This is a genomic window from Chitinophaga sp. 05T412, from assembly GCF_056396465.1.
This window is the reverse complement of sequence record NZ_JBFTLN010000002.1, coordinates 815,105-836,223: the sequence shown is the minus strand read 5'-3', so window position 1 is coordinate 836,223 and position 21,119 is coordinate 815,105. Positions and strand designations below refer to the sequence as shown.

The following is a 21,119-nucleotide window of genomic DNA, read 5'->3' as shown; positions in this document are numbered from 1 at the left end:
CAACTAAGATGAAATACATACATCTAAAATCACTTTTCTTACTTACGTTGTTAATATCTGCCGTAGGATGTAAGAAGAAACTGGACGATTTATATCAAAACCCGGATGGATATTCGAAAGATATGGCGGATAAGTCAGGTGTAAGCGTTATCGCCGGCTTCTTCACTTCTCAGCTCACCCAGGGTTTCTTTTTGAGTGGTGATTATGGTTCTGTTTATCACCAGGTAAGAAGTGGAGGAAGGGTTACGACCAGTGGCATTCAAATTTATAATGTAATGGCTGAAGGAGGTTCATACACGCTCGCAGATGTTGAACATGACTGGGGTACAGGCGGGTTTAATGAATCTATTTTCAACTTTGTGAATACGCAGTGGATGACGCCAATACTTTGGGCGCAACGTGAATACAATAACACACCACAAGCTAAGCGCACTAATTTAGATAGCCTGTATATCACTTTAATGCATGCATTGAAAGGTTATGCTTATCAAAGAGCCACTGACATGTATGATAAGGTGCCATATATAGAAACAGGTTCTGCAGGCGGCCTTGATGGCCTTAAAGCCAAATACCTGGGCCAGGCAGATATCTATCCTAAAATCATCAATGATTTTAAGGTGGCCGAAGATGCATTGACAAATCTGACACTCACTTCTACCCAGCAGGCATCCTTTAGTCAACAGGATATCCTTTTTGGCGGAAGTATTTTGAAATGGCGTAAGTATATTAATTCATTAAGATTACGTTGTGCAATGACCGTAAGCGAGGCGACACCTGCGCTTACAAAGCAAGTGCTGACAGAGTTGCAGGGCAAGCCGCTACTGACCGATTATAACGATGTGGCTGGTGTGGCCGACATCGCTGTTATTGCACTGAACCGTATTTGTAATGAATTAGGAATTACACGTTCTTTCAGAGAAAGAGGAGCTGATTTCACCGCAGGAAAAAAATTCCTGCAAGATGTGATGTATTGCCAACCAACTGGAGGTAGCAAGGTGATAAACGGAAAAACATTATTCTATTATAATAGTGATAATTCCGCAACAGGGTTATTGGATGGTACTGTTGATCCGCGTGTTGCTTATATCTTCGCTCCGGACTGTATGGGCAGATACCTGGGGGTTGAAACAAAATGGGATGGCAATACAGATGTAAATAGTTATTTAAACAGGGTTTTGCGTGGCTACTACATCAACGATCCTATCCTGACCGATATTTCAAAAACCACCTTTTATTATGGCGTAAACAATAGCCAGTCAATTGAATTGGACGCAGCATCAAAAGCTGATCTGAGCAAACGTGAAGCATTCCTGTTAAATGCACTACGTAACAGACTCGCTAATTCCGATGACACTGGCGGAAACCGGGGTACTGAGAACAATCTGATTTCCGAATATAATGTACGCCCTGAATTCAACTTTGCACTGAAATATCCAACCATTCATGCGGTTGAAACAGAGCTTTCATTGGCTGAAGCAGCAGTAAGAGGTTTTGGTCAACTGAATGGAAGCGCACGTGAGCACTACAAGAATGCAATTATCTTGTCCTGCAAATATTGGTATGATCTGAATAACTCTAATCAGTATTCTAAAACCACTATGCCGGCGATGCCAACAACAATGGATGACTCCAGAATCAATGCCAAGCCCGCAATGGAGTACAACGCAAGTAATTTTGCGGAGAATGCCGCCCAGAAATTTGATGCAATGTCCAGCCAGCAACAAGTACAGGCAATTTTTAATCAGCTGCAGTTGCACTACAACATGCTGAACTTCGAAGTGCCGTATACCGCTGCCCGCAGATTAATTAAATACGTGGGAACAAACCCTGCTTCCATGTTTGACAAATACAAATGGAAAGAAAGAATGACTTATCCAAGTAGTGTGCAGGCGTCCGATCCAGAAAGCTGGTCTATCATTAGCCCAACCAACAATCCGGATCTGCCAGTATGGTTTACAGGCCGTACTACCAAATGGAAAAATGTGTTGGAATAGTCTTAAGAAAATAAAATACGCGTAACGCAAAATTTCCGGCAGGTAAAATAGAGACTGCCAATGGTTTAATAGCAACGTGAAGACAACAATAAGGCCGCCATCGTGCGGCCTTATTGCTTTTATAGAAGGGCGGAATGAGCGGAACTTAGTTGTAAAACGAAATTTGAAATCAATTTGCAGATAGAAAATTTGGGCAGTGCATTGATAATGTAAAAATTCAGCCAGGTAAAATCTATTAAATAATAAATTTTAATTAGGTATAGAATAGTTACATGCCCGCCCTTTTTTCTTCGTCATTTTTGCTTTCACCTTTACTGGTGTGAGTAGATTTTCCAAAACTATAACTTAGGGTGACCGCCACTTTATGGTTGCCATACCAGTGCCGTAGCTGGTTATTGATAATTGTTTTTTCCCGGAATGTCAGCTGGTAACGATAGGTATCAAATACATCATAGAAATTKAATTTGGAATTAAGTGTCMCTTTTAGCCAACTTTTCTGGATACCCAAATCCAGACTTCCCATAGGTTTGAATGTATATAAGCCATTCCCGGTAGCAGACCGATAGAGATAAGAAATATCGAACGTGATGCCCTTGGGTAAACTAAATACCTGGCTGCCGGAAAGCGTATAATCAAATACAGGAATAGCATAAGTCACCTCATGATAAGGGGTTACTTCTTTTTTATAGTTTCCCCGCACGTTGGTATTCATCTTCCACCAGCGGTTAACCGTCAGCGGGAAGCCAACTTCTATGCCCCCAAAATCATTATAGGGCAGGTTGCGGCCGAGGTATTCCAATACATTGGTAACAGGGTTGTACTCCGGATAGCGGCCCATAGGATCGGTTTCTCTGCCAACAAATAATGTAATACTAAGCGATTGCCGACTATAGGCAATATTCAACATATCCGTTTTAGAAGGCTGGAGATAGGGATTCCCTACAAAATAATTAAGCGGACTATTATAGAACCGGAAAGGATTTAACTGGGCAAAATTAGGCCGGGTAATGCGGCGACTGTAAGACACATGCAGCTGCTGGCCCTGTTCAAGCGGAAACGTAAAACTAAAGGAAGGCAACCAGGTCAGGTAGTCACGGGTAGTGAGCAACTGTTGTGAAACCGCATTGCCGGTACTATGCGTATGTTCTGCACGTAAGCTAACACTATAGCTCCATTTATGCACCTTTCTTTCGTAAGCAACATAAGCCGCAGAAACATATTCGTCGTATTGAAAGCTGTTGGTGCGACTGCTATCCGGTTCAAATACAAACATCGTATTGAGTGTGTCGTAACGTAGTTGATTTTGGGTGGTAGTAAAGGCAAACCTGGCGCCGGTACTCCATTTTCCTTTCCCTACATTACCAGAAAGGTCCGCCTGCACAGTGCGTATCCGGATATCATTTTTAAGATCCGTTTTCCAATAGTCGAGGAGGCGATGCCCTTCTTCATTGTTCGTTTGTATATCCTCATTTTGCCGGTTACTTATTTTTAAGAAAGAAGAGAGTATTTCCAGCTGACTCTTGCCCAGCTGCCCGTTATAATTAAGATGAACGGCATAGGTATTTTGTCGGGGTGTGGCTTTATTGAACGTATAGATATCTGATATCAGTTGCTGTGCGGTTGCATCTGTAGTGTGGAGGGTACTCAAGGAATTGACATGCCGGTCCGACTGATAAGCACGTCCTATAAGTTCTATATGATGTGTTTTCGAGAAATTATAGTCTGCGCCAAGCTGATAGCTAAAGTTGTTATTGCTGGTGGGGACGCCGTTTTTGGTAGTCATGATATTGGTATTGGCGAGGTGCTGCAGCGCTGAATACCGGTAAATACTTGTTCCGGTGGTATATCCCAGCCGGGCGGTGTAGGAAAGTTTTTTTGCCTTGTAGGTCAATAGTAAGTTATTCTCGGCCAGTGTATAGGCATTTTGCTGGATGTTACTACTGATATTGCCCTTCCAGCCCAGGGTAAGGTCACGTTTTAACCGGATATCAATAATGCTTTTATGTTCGCCATTATATTTGGAAGAAGGATTATTGATGATTTCGATAGATGCTATCATATCGGGCGAAAGGCTGGCAAGATAATTTTGTAATTCTTCCGGACTCATTGGCACCTGTTTCCCATCAATGAATATGCCGGGGGCGCTACCACCGGTCATTTGCATAGTACCATCGGCATTGATTTGCAGGCCAGGTATTTTCCGGAGGATATCGAATGTATTGGAAGACGCCGCGAATAATGGATTGCCAGATACATTTAATACCAGTTTATCTGCATGTCGCTGTAAGACCGGCTTTTCTCCATTGACAATTACTTCGTTTAATTGACTGGATATGGTGGTTAGCATAATCGGTCCCAGGTCCTGGTGGCCTCCGCCAGCATTATCCAGTATCACATCTCTATATAACTTACCATGTCCAAAGGAAGAAAATAACAAGATATATCGGCCAGCCCGCAGATCGGGTAACAGGAAGATGCCGGCGGTATCTGTGAGTTGTCCCCGGATAAGTGTGGAGTCGGGTGAAGCGAGTAAACTTACGGACACGAACCCCAGGGGTTGGCTGGTGTGGTTATCGAGTACCTTTCCTTTGATGGTTTTTTGGGCAACAGCAAAAAATGATAAGCACGTCAGCAAACAGATCGCCAGGCTAAATTTTGTCATCAGTAACGGTTTCCTGCAAACCTAAAAAGAGCGCAGACAGGGCCGGTCTGATATTGACAAATCAGGCGTTCGGATTTATAAAATCGTACTGTGAATTATTGATTATCAAATACTTTCTCTTTGTAGAGTGCAGGAGTGGTATCCTTGACTTTTCTGAAAGCGGCATAGAATGTTGACTTGGAATTATAGCCTACTTCGTATCCAATTGCTTCAAAAGTAAGATGTGTGTGGGTGGAAATTAGTTTGCAGGCTTCGTGAATCCGGTACTCATTAATGTAGGTAGAAAAGCTTTTGCCCAGGTTTTCGTTCAGTAATTGCGAGAGCAGATGTGGTGTTATATTTATCTGTTTCGCTACATCGTTTAATTTAATATTGGGGTCCTGGTATAGCTTCTTATCATGTATGGCCTTTTCCAGTTTTTCTATCCATGTATTAGCAGCGGTGTCGGCGATTTTCTTTTTTTCAGATTTGGCCACCAGACGGATAGCATCCGTTTTCTTGCCTCGGAAATGAAAAAAAATGGTCAGGTAAAATAAAATAGATAATGACACCGGGCCACTGATGTATAGATGGCAGGCAATGCCGGCAAAAGAAAGCATGAAGATGAAACAAACAACACAGTTGCTGCCATATAGCAATAACCAGAACTTTTCAGTTTCCGTTAGTATGGCAGGATTGGTGAAGCCTGTTTTCAATACGTTTTTTAATACGAATCCTGTTGCCACCAGGAAGATCATCCATTGACCGTAGATGATAGAAACGATAACGCTATTCCATAATACAGGATAAGTTTGATAAGGAGTCAGTATCCCGGTCAGTAGCAAACTTCCCAGAAGTCCTGCCCATATCCACTTCCAGGAAGTGGGTAGCACATTGATATTTTGCAATGCAGACCTGAAAAAGAAGTATAACGAAGGCCCGATCAGGAAACAGGCGGACAGGCCTATCTGTACATAGATTTTAGGTAAGGAGTGATCGAAATATAAAAACACGGCTTTAATAACCCGGATGCTGAGCGCCAGCAACAGTAAGCAAAGGAATATAGTGGACAGGTTTTTCTTTCTTTTACTAAAGAAAAGATACAGGCTGATCACCAGCCCATTGAAAGCCCCCAGGGAACTGACAAAAAATAATATTTGCTGACCAATATTCATAGGGAACAACACCGCGTTTATAAAGTGAAATATAAGCGAAATTTTGATAGGCCAACATACGGCCTGCCAGATAATATTATTTCCGCTGCTGCGCGGTGGCAGCGCAACAACGCTTACTTATTTATTCAACAGATGCTGGCTGATAAATAGCATTTTGTTTTATCTGCTATGATATAGTTTGGATTGCTTGCTAACGATTGTCTATAAATGAAAAAATCCAGGGTATTTTATCCTGACTTTTTTTTATCTAAATTCACCTGCAGAATCCGGTTGGTATGGAAATATTCGGGACGTCCAGGTATATGATCATTCATGGGGATGCTTTAGAGGCATTGCAAACCATGGTGCCCGATAATTCGGTAGACCTCATTTTCGCCGACCCGCCGTATAATATTGGTAAAAATTTTAATGGACATATTTTTAGATGGGATTCGGAAGAAGACTACCTTAACTGGTGCTATCAATGGCTGGATCTTTGTCTGCGAAAGCTCAAACCTACTGGCAGCTTATATGTGATGACGGCCACGCAGTTCATGCCTTACTTCGATATTTACCTGCGACAGAAAATAAATATTCTCTCCCGCATTATATGGGGGTATGATAGCTCCGGTGTACAGGCCAGGAAGTACTTTGGGTCCATGTATGAGCCCATTTTGTTTGCGGTGAAAGATAAGAGCAACTACACTTTCAACGCAGGGGATATTCTGATAGAAGCTAAAACCGGCGCCACGCGAAAATTGATCGATTACCGCAAATCCATACCCACGGCCTATAATACGCAGAAAGTACCTGGTAACGTCTGGAATTTTGCCCGTGTAAGGTATCGTATGGATGAATATGAAAATCATCCTACACAAAAGCCGGTAGCATTGCTGGAACGTATTATCAAGGCCAGTTCCAACATGGGCGACCTGGTACTGGACCCATTTTCGGGCACCTTTACCACCTGTGAGGTGGCCAAGAAACTGGGTAGAAATTGTATTGGCATTGAATTACAGGAAGAATATGTCAAGATAGGATTGCGAAGACTGCAGCTGGCCGCGGATTACAAAGGAGAACCTTTAAAGCGGGCTACCCGTTCATTTGAGAATGATGATGTATAAATTTGCAAGGCATTATTGAAATAATATTTTTTATGAGACAAATAAAAACGGCGTTGCTCCTCTTCGGATGTTTGGTCCTGCTGGCGGCTAAAGGAATGGCAAAAGATATACGTTTATCTGTGCTGCAACTCAACATCTGGCAGGAAGGTACTATGGTGCCCGGAGGGTATGAAGGCATCATAGACCAGATCACAAGTATAGATCCCGATTTTGTTACCTTAAGTGAAGTCAGGAACTATAATAACACCCGGCTGGGTGATCGACTGGTGGCTTCTTTGGCCGCAAAAGGCAAAAAGTATTACTCCTTTTTTAGCCAGGGATCGGGGTTGCTGAGTCGCTATCCGATTACCGACAGCTCCGTGATATTCAATGAAAGCGGTGCTATTTATAAGCTGGTGGCCAATGTAAAGGGTAGGGAGGTAGCGGTATACTCCGCCCATCTTGATTACCTGAATTATGCGGTATACCTGCCAAGAGGCTATGATGGCGTGACCTGGAAGAAAATGGCGGCGCCTTGTACTAATCTGGATACCATTATGGCGTCTAACACGGCATCTAAAAGAGATGAGGGCATCGCCGCATTTTTACAAGCTGCTGCGGAAGATATTAAGGCCAATAGACTGGTATTCCTGGGCGGCGACTTTAACGAAGCCAGTCATCTCGACTGGACACCGGCCACCCAAAACCTCTTCGATCACCATGGCATGGTCGTTCCCTGGACCTGTTCCGTGATGCTGCAGGGCAAAGGATATAAAGACAGCTATCGCGTACTTTTTCCATCTCCCGAAAAAAATCCAGGGTTCACCTTTCCGGCAGATAATAAAGCAGTGGAAGTGAAAAAGCTGGCCTGGGCGCCGGATGCAGACGAGAGAGAACGAATAGATTACATCTATTTTTATCCAGATAAAAAATTAAAACTGCAAAAAAGTATCGTAGTAGGCCCATCCGGGAGTATTGTAAGAAATCAGCGGACAGAAGAGAAAGGGAATGATCAATTCCTGCTGCCTGCCGGTACCTGGCCCACAGACCATAAAGGACTACTCAGTGTATTTAAACTGGAGATATAATGCTGAAATAAAATAATCCATCCTATTTTTGTCAAAGTACAGCTCTCCGCTGTACTTTGACTTTTTAATACGGATACATGCAAATACAGGATCAAAAAATTATTGTAGCAATAGAGGCGATCTGGGAAGAAGCAGAAGCATTATTTGAGAAAGGTGATCTGGCCAGATATGCCCAAAAGCTGGAAGAAGCCTGGGAACTGTTACCCCAGCCCAAACAAAGTTATGAAGATAGTTTCCCCCTGGCGGGCGCTATCACAGCTACTTATCTTGAACTGAAGGATTTTCCTGCCATGCTCAGATGGGCAAAAATACTGCAACAATGCGATCCTGAACGGCAAGATGATGGGGAACGGGAATTTATGCTGGGACAGGCGCTCTTTGAAAATGGCGCCATGGAAGAAGCTACGCAATACCTGAATGAAGCCATGCAAAAGTCGGGCGGACGTGTATTTGAAGGCGCTGATGAAAAGTACCTCCATGTATTTCAGGGATTGGCATCTATGGTAGAAGAAGCGCTGCCGGATGAGGTATACGAGCAAATAGAAATATTATCAGAAGCCGGCAACGCGCTGGCTGACGAAGAAAATTATGATGCGGCACTGGAGAAATTTACGACAGCATTGCAGCTGTTGCCGGAGCCCCGCCATGAATGGGAAGCCAGCACCTGGCTGAATGCCAGTATTGGAGATATGCTGTTCTTTAAAGGAGATTTTGCCGCCGCTGCCCCTGCGTTTTATGACGCACTGAATGGCCCGGATGCCCATGCCATTGGCTTTGTGCAGCTGCGTTTAGGTGAATGCCTCTATGAATTAAAAGATGAAGCCCAAGCCCTGGAACATTTAATGCGGGCGTATATGCTGGAGGGAGTAGAAATTTTTGCGGAAGAAGACAGCCGGTATTTTGATTTTTTAAAGACAAAGGTGGAGTTGTAAGCGCTCCTTTTATTCCTGCTCATCCGCGGTATCTTTCCGTTCTGCAAACTCGTTGATCAGTCGTAGCTGATCGCCGAGGGTATAAACGGCATCAATGAGCGGTGCATATTTGAGCTGAAAATTTTTAATCAACAATTGGTTGGCGGCCTCTTTTTCTGTTGGACTGAAAATGCCGGCATCTTCAAAGAGGAAGCCATCCGTTTGTGAGTGGCCGCAGGAAGGGCAGTGATTTAACCAATAAGGCCCTTCCGCCGCCGGTTTATAGTGAGGGTAGTAATCTCTCAGGAAAGTTTGCAGATTGCCTGAAACGGCAGATATCTGTTGAAATAACGTAAAGAAATCCTGTTCCAGCCATACTGGCTCATCCCGGTCGTTCATATCTTTCTCAAAAAAATAATTCCCGGCAATGGCAATCAGTTGGGTCTCGTGCCGACAATTCCAGCATGAAGTATGTGCATGTACAATAGTAATTTCTGTTGGCAGAATAATAGAGGGTTGCCTTTCGGGAATCCACTGGTCTACTTCCATGAGCCGGTCGTATCGGTCTTCCGGCAAAAACCAGGTTTGGGCGATCTGATCCCATTGGGCGCCCTTGGCTATAGCATGCTCTTTTTCCACTAAGGGAACATTCAGTTGTAATGACATAAAGCAGGGTATGACTGGGTGGACTCTCTTCCCTGAATGTAAGAAAAAATCAGCGGATTAGGATATGCCGGAGCGGACTTTATAATTTCATCACATCAGTATGTTCAGCTACGGGTAGGATTTTTTCGCCTGAAACACCATACAGCAATAGCAACAGGAATTAACCACAGGGCCCAATACCAATATTGCCTGGGGGCCTGTAATACCACCGCCTGCGTATTCCCCTGGAAGCTCAATGCCGCCCAATAATAGGGGAGCTTATGCAGATCGCTCACTGCCGGATCGTTCAGCCAGTTAATTTTAGCTTGTTGTAAGGCTACAGCTGCGTTGTTTTGTTTCGCCAGCTGGGTATAAAATGATTGCATTAGCAAGGGGGCGGTGGCATCGTTCACATTCCAGCCCGCGGCTACTACGGCAGGGGTGCCGCCCGCCATAAAGGCGTGGGCCATACTTTGTATGCCTTCGCCGGTCACCAGTCGCCCGTCGCCTGTTTTGCAGGCACTTAGTACTACCAATGAAGGATGTTGTGATAAACCACTTAATTCAAACAGATAAAACGGTGCGTCGTACAACATAATATGCGGCGCGGGCGAGCTATCTTTTTGAGTGAATGCGTGTGTACTGATATGTACCACCGCCGACTGGCCCAATGCCTGCCGGAAGGCGGTAGAATGGGCTTGTTCATTCACATACCAACGGCCGTTGCTGATAATTGGCTGCAATCCTTCCTGTTCTTTTTTCACCCCTTGCAGATCCGCCAGCCCGCCTTGTTGCTGTGAAATGAAAAAACCACTAAAGCCTTGTGGATGGCCGGTGATCCGCATTTGTAGCCACCACGTACGCAAGGAGTAAGCGTAAGAAATGGTGGCTTGTTTTACGAGGAAAGGCCATTTCCCAATGGCCGGCGTATAGCTGGCATTGCTCACCAGCGCCTCTATGGGCAGTGTACTCAGTATCCCATCGGGCATCAACAGGTAAGTATAGCCTGTTTGCAGCGGATGTGCGGCAAACAGTTGCGTATACAACTGATAAGCGGCGTTATAATATGCTTTAGGATTATTCAGCATGGCCTGTGGCCCCGCTTCAAAGTATTGTTGCGAAAAATGCAGGATGGCATTGCGGTCAATCGTACTGCTATCAATATATCGGATGCCGTGGTGGTCCAGTTCCACGGTGTAAAGCGCCTGCTGGCCGGTGAAAAACGTGCGGATCAGTTGATGAGGGCCGAGTAATCCAAGGATACTATCTGTTGGAAATACGTCGGTGTCTGTGCCAGGGGCCGGGCGTATTTTTTTTCGCAGTGTAGCCAGGTCCCAGGCAATCCGTTGCTCCCGTTGTTGCAATAAGCTATCGGGATGTCCGGTTTGCAGGGCTTCTTTGCGATAGTACAACTGTGCCTGTTCCAACAAACGGATGCGTTTATGTAAGGTGTCATTGCCTGCATAATGTGCTTGCTGCTGCATTTCCTCCCAGAGCAATTGCGATTTGCTGTTTTCCATGAACTGCAGGATGACCTGTTGGTATTGCTGTTGGTGCGTAGCCTGCCAGCAACGCCATGCCAGGTTAATAGCGGTTTCATAACGATAACGGCTATCTGAAATAGCAGTTTCTTTTGACGCTGCGGAAACGTATTGTTGTCGCAGCTCCCGTTCCGTGGCAAAGCACAACCGATATAGTGTTAATGCCGTAGTGGGTTCGTTCAGGGATTGATAAGCGCTGGCAGTGGTAAACAACAGGTCCAGCAGGGTATATTCTCCATAGATATCCCGGTTAGTCAAATGACGTATATCCTTTCCCGGTAGTAGCAGGTGGGCACAGCTATCTAGCAGTACGAGGGCTTGCCGGGGTTGTTGCTGTAGCAGCTGTAATTTGCCCATACGCAGCAACAGGCGGGCCTGTTCCCGTTGGCGCAGGGTGCGTTTACTTTCCGGCATCGAGGCGGCCTGCCGGTAATATTGTGCTGCGATAGCAGGTGTAGAGAGATAGATATCGCCGGCCTGTTGATAGGCCATGAACAGCCAGTGCGCGGCTTCTGCATTGGCCGCAGGCTGCTGCCGCAGTATGGTGATGCTTTGTTGTATACTTTGTTTGGCGGCGCTGTATTGTTGTAACTGCTGACAGGCATCGGCTTGTTCGGATAGCAGTAAACCATAGGTAGCGCTGCGTTTGTCGGCTAGTTGCAGCCCTTCCCGGCAGTATATCAGCGACTGTGTTAAATCGCCCATATTAGCGGCTGTATTGGCCAGATTGCTGTAAGTGGCGGCTATGGCTTGTTTGTCGTCCAGCTCGCGGGCAAATTCCAGCGCCATGCGGTGAATGAATAAGGCCTGCTCGTAGTCGCCCAGTCTGGTGTAGTTGTTACCCAAAGGTTTCAGGATGTATTCCAGTACCAGGCTGGGATCTGTCACGGTGTTATGTTGTCGTCCCCATTCAAAGGCTTGCTGGTAGGCATCTGTAGAGGAAATAATATCGCCACTTTGCAGATGGGCATAGCCCAGGTTAATGAGCAGATCTTGCCAGGCTTGTATTTCTTCGGTGCTGACGGGGGCATGCCCTATACTGTTAATGGCTTGTTTGAGCTGTTGCGCTTTGGCGGTGGGACTAGCGGCAGGGAGTTGAATTTGTGCGTAAATCCAGGCCGTCAGTGGGCGTTTGGTGGAATCAGGCGTTTGCCAACAGATGAAGAGCCCTGCTACTGCCAGTAGCAGTAGATATTTGGTCAGGGGGAGGTATGATCTATCTTCAGCCATTTATGATAGCTGAAGATAGGATTAATTATAATTTATAGATGGCATACAGGAAGAATCTGTCTTTGGTATCGCCGCTTAACTGATGAAGATAACGGAAGCCGATAGCAGGACCGCTTTTTATTTTCCCCACCTGTATATCTGCAAATGGTGCTGCATTGAGGTCGGCGAACCATCTGGGATTGTCTTTAAGCGTATTGCTGACCGTTTGGGCAAGTACGTTAGGGGTTTGGATGTGAGCCAGATATACTTTTGCTTCCGTGGAGGTGCTGCTGTGAATATTGATTTGTGCCATGGCGCCTATACCTACGCCAATCCAGTTATTGATATTGTACCGGAAGTGAAGTGGGACTAATTGCAATGATTGGCGCGAATGAGTGATAACGCTGTTCCGGCCGCCAATTAAAAAGGTTTCGCCGCCAATGATGGTGTCGCGCTTCTCACGTGCAATAGGCGTTTCGGAGGTTTCTTTCTCCATAATACCGGCATAAGCTTCCACCTGGAAGTAGGGGCGGTCCGGTGCAAATGGCGCCAGTACTGCGCCTAGTTGTATCGGGCCGCGTAGCGTGTAATCTTTGCTGTTAGCTAAAATCGTATAACCGGCAACGATACCTGGCGAAATGCCTTTGATGAATCTTGCTGTAGCACGGTTGGTATAAATAGGTTCGTTCTTGTCGAATATAATGGCGGCGCTGCTGCTGAAAGGAATCTTTTTAGGCTTCTTCTTAAATAAAATCGAGTATCGTACAAAGCCTTTGGTAGAGTCTTCATCGGTAACGCCTTCCTGTTGTAACCCCGGCAGATAAATATTCCGGAATACGAAGTATATGCTGTCTTTGGTACGTACGGTGTCAATACAACTTTGCTGCGCATAGGCGGAATCGCAGGCAATGCAGGCGGGGCTGATTTCCTTTAGTTGTATGGTTTCCGTATTTAATTGCCTGGGTACCGCGATGCCGATGGCCACTCTTTTAGCGGGGCCGGGGCCGGTATTTTGAAATTGTATTTTATAGGTCAGTTCTTTTTTCTTCCCCATAAAACGATAGTTGATACGGTGCTTTTTCAATTGCAGGCGATTCGGGTCGTGAGAGTTTACCACGGCCATTTCCAGGGCATATGATTCTGGTACCATCAATGGATTATCGGGTACCAGCATGGCCGTCATGGTAACGGTGGCGTTGGTATCCTGTATCATTTCCGGCAGGGTATGCATATTCAGGAATAGAAAATGTTCTGCGGCTTTGTCCACATTGCTGTAATGCAATACGGTATGATGACTATATGTTCCCTGCATGGCTTGCAGCATGGCTTTGGTGGCGGCGTTGCTGCCAGCCGTGGCCGGAGCAGCGCCGGGGCCTTTGGCAAAAGCCATATCCGGGCTGCTGGGCGGTGTTTCTATTTGTGCCAGCAAAGTATTAAGGGAGCTGCTATCTTCTCCGTGATAACTTCTTTTTTCAGCGAGATTAAAAGCTGCGTGTCCGAACTGTTTTTCATTGTAGAATAGGAGCAGGGTACCACTGCCTATCTCACCACCGATGTTCCGGTAGCCGATTAAGGCCATGAAATCTTCACCTGGCTTTGGATTACGATTGATCTTCATTTCCAGGTTACCGCCGCCGTGGAAAAAGTGAGACGCCCAGGCGCTGTTTTTTACCGGCTTCTTAATTTTAATAGGCCGGGGTTTGGTGGGAGGCGCTTTCCCATCATCATAGTTATTGGTAGCGTATAGCCGTACCTGGTAGGTACCGGTATCTTTATAATGTAGCGCTGGTGTTTTGCTAAAGCTAAAAGTGCCATCTCCCAGTTCCCAAAAGTAGGTGTAAAAGGAAGTGGGGGCTCCGGCTAGTTGTCGCAGCGGACGTAGCTTTGCTATCAGTTGCAGGCTGTCATCTGTTCCCTGTAATTCAATTTCGGCAGGTACGGTATCCTGTGGAAATATGGGGACAACAGGTGTTTGCGCTTTACAAATGCTACTCAGTAACAGCAATAGTGTCAGGACAGGGGCGGCGTATCGCATATACCATAAATATAAATAAAGATTATGCAAAATGCGCAATAAGTCAACCTGATTGATTGACTTATTGCGTTCTTTTTTGGGAGTAAGTGTAAACGGATAACAGGCCGTTATTTGGCGTTCATACTTGTAATCAGTGTAAGCAAATCTGTAGCACTTACGGGTTGTAGGTTAAAGCTTACGGTTGTATAGTTATCTCCTGCGGCAGGAGTACCGATTGTTGTTGATTTTTGTTCTGCGTAAAACTGTCCGCCTACAGCGCTGATGGCGAGGAAGGTGCCTTCCAGCCCTACCGGGATAGAGGTCTGATAGCTATGGAAACCTTCTTTACCAGCAGGAGGATTCAGGATGACGTTATAAAATTTCACCAGTGTATTGAAATTTTTAGGTTTAAAGAACAGCATAGAAGGTTGTTCTCCACCGTAGTTCGCACTTGTTTCCGGGTTGAAATAATTGGTGAAATAGGCCATCACCGTAGTTTTAGGATTAGGCATTGAGGCCAGTCCATCACAGTTTACCCAGCGGATCAKGCTATCCAGGCGGAAGTCCATGGTACCATTGGCGCCGTTGAAGAAGGCGTAGCTGTTTTGTACCTGGTTCCAGAGTACACCTGGCATTACTTTTTGCAGTATAGTAGCTGTGGCTGGCTGATTAATATAATTGAAGCCATGTTGCGTGGAAACTACAATGGTATCGCCGGTCCACATAGGCACTTGCTTTACGCCGTTAGCCACATTATCGCGGGGATTGGCCTTTACCTGTACACGGATGCCGGGGCCGGTGTCATTCTTCGGTTTCAGGAAAAGGTCCTGGTTGTTTTGCGCCGCTTTCACAAAGAACTCTCCAAAAGATACCAGCAACTGTCCATTCGATGTGATCGTAGGTTTGTCCGCCAAAATCATTTCGCTCACATTGGTCATTTCCTTGATACTGATGTCTACCGGACCATACACCAATCCACCGTTGGCCGTCATAAAAGCGTTGGCTGGAATATTATATTTGGTGCCTTTGTTGGTGGTAATGACGCCGCCCATGGAACCATCTACCGTGAAATGCTCAAATTTCGGTGCGTTTTTGCTGAATAGTTCGGCTAACATCTTTCCGTCGAGACCCTTATCAGGCGCCACTTCATGGGAGTCGTTTTTTCTACAGGAGGAAAAAATCATAGTGGCTGCAGCCAGATAGGTCATTGTTTTTAAAGAGATAGTTTTCATAAAAATATTTTTTTGTTGAGTAATTTTTTTGCCTGTTTGATAGTAGATCAACCACCTTTTTATTTTGTTACCCCCCTTTTGATAATTTTTTTTTAGAAAGATGTATTTTTAGATATGGCATGTTCCTATCAACCAATGCAAATCAAGCGCAGATGAGTATTCACCCCGATCAGCGATATCTCGATGGCCTCTTAAGAAATGATACCTTGTTGGTACAGGAGATATACCAGCGCTTTGCCGGAAAGATCAAACACCATATTCTGCAACACCAGGGTACGGAAGATGATGCGGCAGATATTTTCCAGGAAGCTATTATAGATGTATATAATCAGGCGAAGTACAAGCAGCTGCAACTGACTTGTCCGTTTGAACCTTTCTTTTTGCTGATCTGTAAACGGAAATGGCTCAACGAAATAAAAAAAAGAGGCCGGCAACCGGTAACAAAACGCCTGGATGATGTATATGAAGTAGGAGAAGATGTATTTGCTGCAGCAGAACAGGTGCTAAAGGAAGAGGCGCAGGCAGGCATGATATTGGCCCAGTTTGAAAGGCTGGGAGAGAAATGCCGGGAAATACTCCGGCTGTCGCTCACCGGTGAGGCCCAGGAAAAAATTGCAGCAGCAATGGGAGTGACTTATGGCTATCTCCGGAAAAAAAAATCCGAGTGCATGGCTACGCTGTTATCATATATTCAGGCTCAGAAAATTTAAGGTATGGCTGCTTATAATCATGAAGATATTATCCGTTATGAAGACGGAGACATGCTGCCGGAAGAACGGCAGCAGTTTGAGGGGGCATTGCAGCAGGATGCTGCGCTGGCAGCAGCATTGGCACAGTACCGGGAAGTGAAAACTACCTTGTCTGCACGGCTGCAGCCAGACCCACAACTGGCTGCCCTGAAGCAAACCTTACAGGCGCAACGTCCGGAACATTTTGGCCGTACCGGCAAAGTGGTGTCAATAAAAAAATACCTCCTGGCTTTTGGCACCGCTGCGGCTATACTGGCGGGCGTACTGTTATTCCGCTTTTATACCAGGGATACTAACTACATGGAAACCTTCGGTAATATTGAAATGCAGGTTGCCGTAGAACGGGGAAGTAATGCCGACAGTTTGTTACAGTCTGCCGCCCTTTATTTTAACGAGAAGGACTACACGAAAGTGATTCCTTTGCTGAATACCTATCTCAAAACAGACAGTAGCAGCCAGATGGCCCTTTATTACAGGGGGATAGCCGCCACTCATACCGGTCAAACGGCCAGTGGGCTGGAGGATCTAAAGAAAGTATTCGAAGGAGAATCGATTTTTAAATACGATGCCGCATTTTATATCGCGCTGTATTACGCGCAACAGCAAAACAGGAAGGAAGCGCGGGTATGGCTGAAATTAATTCCAGCCGATGCAGCGGCAGCGGCTAAAGCCGCCGCCCTGGAAAAAGAGTTGAAATAAAAGCTAGTATTTATCGTCATTGATTTCCAGCCAGTAGCCATCCGGATCACGCAGGTATATCTGTTGTACCCCGTCTACTCTTTTGGTGATAGCGCCCACTTTACCGGGCCAGTCTTCAAACGCAATGTGATTGGTCTGTAACACTTTTACAAAATCAGCCATAGAAGGCACGCTGAAGCAGAGGTGGGTATTTTTATCGTGGGTAGTGGCCTGTGCCGCTCCGGAAATGACATGTACCTGTGCATGCTCTCCTACCTTAAACCAGCTATGACGGCCATCTTTGAATGGTTCCGGCATAGATTCCAGCCCAATAATATCGCGGTAAAAAACAGTACTGCGCTCCAGGTTCACCACGTACAGCGCCATGTGGTTCAGCGAGGGATATCGCTTCGTTTGTCCGTTCATGTGAGTAGAAATGCCAACCATTGCGAGGAAAAGCAGACATCCGGATAATACAAATTGTTTCATTACAACAAGATAATTATCCGGATCGACAAGTGCAACTAGTTAGCGGCTTTAAATGCTACAGATTCAATAATTACGTCCAGTTTTTTTAATGCCGGCATATCTGAGCGGATGGATTTATCGCCGGTTACCTGGTCGTATTGCTTAGGATCGCCGGTATTGTTGGCTTTCAGCACTATGATAACGCCTTTGCCTTCCAGGGCGCCACCATTCCAGCTGGATACCATGCCGCCGTTGGTCCACTCAAAAGCATTCATTTTAAAGGGACGGCCGTTTACTTTGATGAGTTTATCCAGGGGATCACCGGCTTTGATACCATAAGGTGATTTCCATTTGGAGGGATAATGGGAGAAGGTCAGGATATTTCCATTATCACCATCAAACTGTACTTCCAGCTCATTGTCCGTATCAGGATAGATCAGGTAAGCTTCTCCTTCTTTATCGCCTGCCAGGTTAATGGCGTCGTGTTGGGTAACGTTGCTGGCGCCATACATTTCCAGCAGCTGTTCCGGTTTACGTACCTGGAACAGTGGCCGTACTTCCCAGTTGCGGATATCTGCGGCCGGCGCTTCTGTGGCAGTGGTATTGCCAGGTTCGGCAACAGTGGTGCTGCCGGCAGACTCGCTGGTGTTATCCGTACCGGTATGCGCCGGCGCGCTGGCAGCGGCCTGGTTGGCAGCAGCTACTTCTGCAATGGTGGCAGGTGGCTTTTTACCGGTAACCGGTCCCGTGTATGTGGTCAGAAAATCTTTTTTATCGTCTGTCAGGGCTTTTACATCTCCCTTAAATTTATTGGCAGTATAAGTGGCGATGGGAAACACACTGTTGGTTTGCAGCTCCATACTACGCAGATTGGTGATAAACCGCTGACGGTTACAATCGCTGTATTGGTAAAGGTATTTCAGGGCTGCATCAAAAGCCGTGGGATCTTTCTTCAGATCAAAAACAGTAGAATCTATATCCAGACCGGCATTACCGCTGCGGGTGAGTTGTTCTGCAATGTAGCCGGTAATGGAATCATGGGGTAATTGGTAGTGGGCAGCTACCCGGTTGGAGAAGTCGTCTATCACGGTTTGGCTGAGTTTCGCCTGCGCGTTCAGCAATACCGGAACGAAGAGGACAACCAGTATGGAAAACCTTTTCATGTGAGCTGTATTGATCATCTTTAAAACTAATAACAACGTTAAAGGGTTTGAGATCACTAATTTATGTAATCTTATCAACACCTTTACTATACTGCCCGGTTAGGACGGTAATTAGTAAAACGTAAGGATACTGAAATATAGTATTTTTAACCGCAGCCCGCGTCAAAGAAATGATTTTATGGTTGAGGTGGCAGACTATCGCGGGTTTTCAGGAATGCCTCATATTGCTTTTTTATCTCCACATACAAATCATAGTCGGAGGCGTTCTTTATAAATGCATAGGAAGGGGTATATCGGTGCATGAAAAGTTGGAGGCTGTCGCCGTCCAGCTTTGTTACTTTGTTGACCAGGGAAGGCGTATAGGTACGACTAACAAACATTTCCTGTTCTTTATTCAGCAGCAGGTGTCTGAGTGCTATTTTCTTGTTATTCTTCTTATACTGTGTCACCTTATACAGGTTATTGATATTTAAGGCCATTCCGGTGTATACTTCATACCACTTGGGGCGTCTGAAGGTGAGCTCCCTGCCATATTCTTCGCGGAAGGCGAGGGAATCTTTAAAGAAATGATATTGGACGATATGTACTGTTTTGAGCTGCACCGGCGGTTTAACAACGGTATCTTTGGGTTGCTCCTGGGCCAAACCATGAGTAGCTGCAAAGCAGCCCAATAGTGTAAGGATAGTGAAAACAGGCTTCATCGTGGAATTAAAATACTTTTTTCTGTTGAAATGAAAAGTTAAATAACCATATCTTAGGGGGCAGAATGTATCCCAAATGAAGCAACCACCATATTTTTTGAAGTGTGTATTGTTAGCATGGCTGTTCGTATTTTTTGTTTCATGTGACCAGAGCAAACAACAGAAGTATACCGTAGCAGATGTGCCAGACCCCAAGAAAACGGGCGGCGGTTATGTCAGTAATCCAGACCACTTGATTGCTGATGCAACAGTGAACGAATTAAACGCAAAACTCTCATTACTGGATAATGCCGGGAAGGTGCAGGTAGGCGTGGTAGTACTGCGCAGCATCGGCAACAATGATACCCGCGACTTCGTTCACCAACTATTCAACTATTGGAAAATAGGAGATAAGGAAAAGAATAACGGCTTACTGATCCTGATGGTAGAAGATGCCCGTAAGCTGGAATTTGAGACAGGTAAAGGTATTGAGGCAGATATGCCCGACATTATTTGTTTCCGTATTCAGCAGGAATACATGATTCCGCGTATCAAGGAACATAACTACGATGCCGCCTTTACGGATGGCATCCTGTCAGTGGCCTCTTTGTTTAACAATGGGAACTATGCCTACACCCAGTTACCAGACATGCCGGCAGCAGATGGTTCGTTAATGCCTTCGGTGACAKGCCCCGTGGTGGATATTTCCCCACGTACGTCTCCCGCCACCGATGAAGCTGTGGCCGACAGTGCAGTTGCCGTCAGCGATGCAGGAGATAGTGATAACGTGACCTATGCGGAGCCACAACCTTATGCAGGCACTTATTCCTCCGGAGAGGCTACTGCTTCTTCTGGTAATTCCTATTCATATACCGGCGATTTCTCCTTTATCGGTATCATTTTCTGGATCATTGTGTCCGCGTTAATGATGTACGTTTTCTTTGGTAAGAAGCGCAAAAAAAGAGCCGTGGATGCGGAGCCCGTCCTCGTGTCGGAGTACCAGAATGAATTTCTGCGTCCCGGATGGATAGGGCTGGTATTGCTGCATTTGGCGGCTTTCTTCGGCATTTATTATGTAACGAATAAATTGCACAAGGATGCGGGATTTGTCGTCACATTCGTGATTTATTACATTACCTGGGTGGTGTTTATACATGTGGCGGCCTTGATTATTTCTATGCGGTCGGCCATTATATTAAAGGGGAAAGATCGCCATGAAAAATGGCTGCAGCTGGCCGTATTGTACCGGGATTTCAGTCGCGCCAAATATCCTTTCCCGGCGCCTTTCCTCTGGATTTACGTGGCTTTGCTGAAGCGACGCATGGAGCATTTGCGCAATGATCCGTACGACTGCCACCACTGCCTGAAGCCCATGCATAAACTGGATGAGGAGGCAGATAATCAATTCCTGGATAAAAAGCAGGTAATAGAAGAGGGGCTGCATTCGGTAGACTACGACGTATGGGGCTGTGATACCTGTGGAAATAGAATGATACTGAATTATACCAATATGCGGTCGCAAGTGGCGCAATGCCCTTCCTGTGCGCATATGAGCTATCAGAAAGGGGCGGTGTTAACAAAGAAGTCCGCTACTTATTCATCTGAGGGTTGGGGGATTATCCCTTATACCTGCGCGGCTTGTGGCTTTAAGCACGACTACCGGTTTACGATTGCCAAGCTGGTAGAATCTTCCTCTTCTTCGTCATCATCTTCCAGCAGCTTTTCCAGTTCTTCCTCTTCGTCTTCGGATTGGGGAGGCGGATCATCGGGAGGTGGAGGTGCCAGCAGCAGCTGGTAGCCGATATAAATGTAAAAGAGCCGGTTGAAAAACCGGCTCTTTTGTCAACTG

The 21,119-nt window shown here is 45.8% G+C and carries 16 protein-coding genes; 7 read left to right on the top strand and 9 right to left on the bottom strand.

Annotated features, from left to right (window positions below; genetic code table 11):
* Positions 1 to 8 precede the first annotated feature (8 nt).
* Positions 9 to 1,994, top strand: coding sequence for a SusD/RagB family nutrient-binding outer membrane lipoprotein (locus AC1DFM_RS07045; RefSeq protein WP_477075993.1), 1,986 nt, complete (start codon positions 9 to 11; stop codon positions 1,992 to 1,994).
* A 268-nt stretch (positions 1,995 to 2,262) separates the two neighbouring features.
* Here AC1DFM_RS07045 and AC1DFM_RS07040 read toward each other — a convergent pair whose 3' ends face one another.
* Positions 2,263 to 4,656, bottom strand: a complete 2,394-nt coding sequence (locus AC1DFM_RS07040) for a TonB-dependent receptor (RefSeq protein WP_477075992.1) — start codon at positions 4,654 to 4,656, stop codon at positions 2,263 to 2,265.
* 95 nt (positions 4,657 to 4,751) lie between these two features.
* Positions 4,752 to 5,810 carry a helix-turn-helix transcriptional regulator gene (locus tag AC1DFM_RS07035; RefSeq protein WP_477075991.1) on the bottom strand — a complete coding sequence of 353 codons (1,059 nt, stop codon included), beginning with the start codon at positions 5,808 to 5,810 and terminating at the stop codon, positions 4,752 to 4,754.
* A 275-nt stretch (positions 5,811 to 6,085) separates the two neighbouring features.
* Between AC1DFM_RS07035 and yhdJ the strand changes: the two genes are divergently transcribed.
* The 3 genes from yhdJ to AC1DFM_RS07020 all read left to right on the top strand — a co-directional run bounded on the left by yhdJ (position 6,086) and on the right by AC1DFM_RS07020 (position 8,912).
* Entirely contained in the window at positions 6,086 to 6,913 is an 828-nt protein-coding gene (gene yhdJ, locus AC1DFM_RS07030) for an adenine-specific DNA-methyltransferase (protein WP_477075990.1), read from the top strand.
* Positions 6,914 to 6,945: 32 nt separating this feature from the next.
* Positions 6,946 to 7,980, top strand: coding sequence for an endonuclease/exonuclease/phosphatase family protein (locus AC1DFM_RS07025; protein WP_477075989.1), 1,035 nt, complete (start codon positions 6,946 to 6,948; stop codon positions 7,978 to 7,980).
* Positions 7,981 to 8,057: 77 nt separating this feature from the next.
* A complete protein-coding gene (locus AC1DFM_RS07020) occupies positions 8,058 to 8,912 on the top strand; it encodes a tetratricopeptide repeat protein (RefSeq protein ID WP_477075988.1) in 855 nt (284 codons plus the stop codon).
* Between the two features lie 9 nt (positions 8,913 to 8,921).
* On the opposite strand, the gene AC1DFM_RS07015 is transcribed toward AC1DFM_RS07020, so the two are convergent.
* From AC1DFM_RS07015 to AC1DFM_RS07000, 4 genes are all read right to left on the bottom strand, one after another.
* Positions 8,922 to 9,557, bottom strand: coding sequence for a DUF5710 domain-containing protein (locus tag AC1DFM_RS07015; protein WP_477075987.1), 636 nt, complete (start codon positions 9,555 to 9,557; stop codon positions 8,922 to 8,924).
* A 104-nt stretch (positions 9,558 to 9,661) separates the two neighbouring features.
* A complete protein-coding gene (locus AC1DFM_RS07010) occupies positions 9,662 to 12,307 on the bottom strand; it encodes a CHAT domain-containing protein (protein ID WP_477075986.1) in 2,646 nt (881 codons plus the stop codon).
* A 25-nt stretch (positions 12,308 to 12,332) separates the two neighbouring features.
* Positions 12,333 to 14,321, bottom strand: coding sequence for a PKD domain-containing protein (locus AC1DFM_RS07005; protein WP_477075985.1), 1,989 nt, complete (start codon positions 14,319 to 14,321; stop codon positions 12,333 to 12,335).
* Positions 14,322 to 14,428: 107 nt separating this feature from the next.
* Positions 14,429 to 15,532, bottom strand: a complete 1,104-nt coding sequence (locus AC1DFM_RS07000; RefSeq protein WP_477075984.1) for a hypothetical protein — start codon at positions 15,530 to 15,532, stop codon at positions 14,429 to 14,431.
* Positions 15,533 to 15,684: 152 nt separating this feature from the next.
* On the opposite strand from AC1DFM_RS07000, the gene AC1DFM_RS06995 reads away from it, so the two are divergent.
* Complete coding sequence (locus AC1DFM_RS06995; RefSeq protein WP_477075983.1) at positions 15,685 to 16,242, top strand: RNA polymerase sigma factor; 558 nt, start codon at positions 15,685 to 15,687, stop codon at positions 16,240 to 16,242.
* Positions 16,243 to 16,245: 3 nt separating this feature from the next.
* Positions 16,246 to 16,980, top strand: coding sequence for a tetratricopeptide repeat protein (locus AC1DFM_RS06990; protein WP_477075982.1), 735 nt, complete (start codon positions 16,246 to 16,248; stop codon positions 16,978 to 16,980).
* A 3-nt stretch (positions 16,981 to 16,983) separates the two neighbouring features.
* Here AC1DFM_RS06990 and AC1DFM_RS06985 read toward each other — a convergent pair whose 3' ends face one another.
* From AC1DFM_RS06985 to AC1DFM_RS06975, 3 genes are all read right to left on the bottom strand, one after another.
* Positions 16,984 to 17,448, bottom strand: a complete 465-nt coding sequence (locus AC1DFM_RS06985) for a VOC family protein (RefSeq protein WP_477075981.1) — start codon at positions 17,446 to 17,448, stop codon at positions 16,984 to 16,986.
* A gap of 35 nt (positions 17,449 to 17,483) precedes the next feature.
* Positions 17,484 to 18,590, bottom strand: a complete 1,107-nt coding sequence (locus AC1DFM_RS06980; protein WP_477075980.1) for a hypothetical protein — start codon at positions 18,588 to 18,590, stop codon at positions 17,484 to 17,486.
* 176 nt (positions 18,591 to 18,766) lie between these two features.
* Complete coding sequence (locus tag AC1DFM_RS06975) at positions 18,767 to 19,291, bottom strand: hypothetical protein (protein ID WP_477075979.1); 525 nt, start codon at positions 19,289 to 19,291, stop codon at positions 18,767 to 18,769.
* A gap of 76 nt (positions 19,292 to 19,367) precedes the next feature.
* Between AC1DFM_RS06975 and AC1DFM_RS06970 the strand changes: the two genes are divergently transcribed.
* Complete coding sequence (locus tag AC1DFM_RS06970; RefSeq protein WP_477075978.1) at positions 19,368 to 21,068, top strand: TPM domain-containing protein; 1,701 nt, start codon at positions 19,368 to 19,370, stop codon at positions 21,066 to 21,068.
* Positions 21,069 to 21,119: the final 51 nt, after the last annotated feature.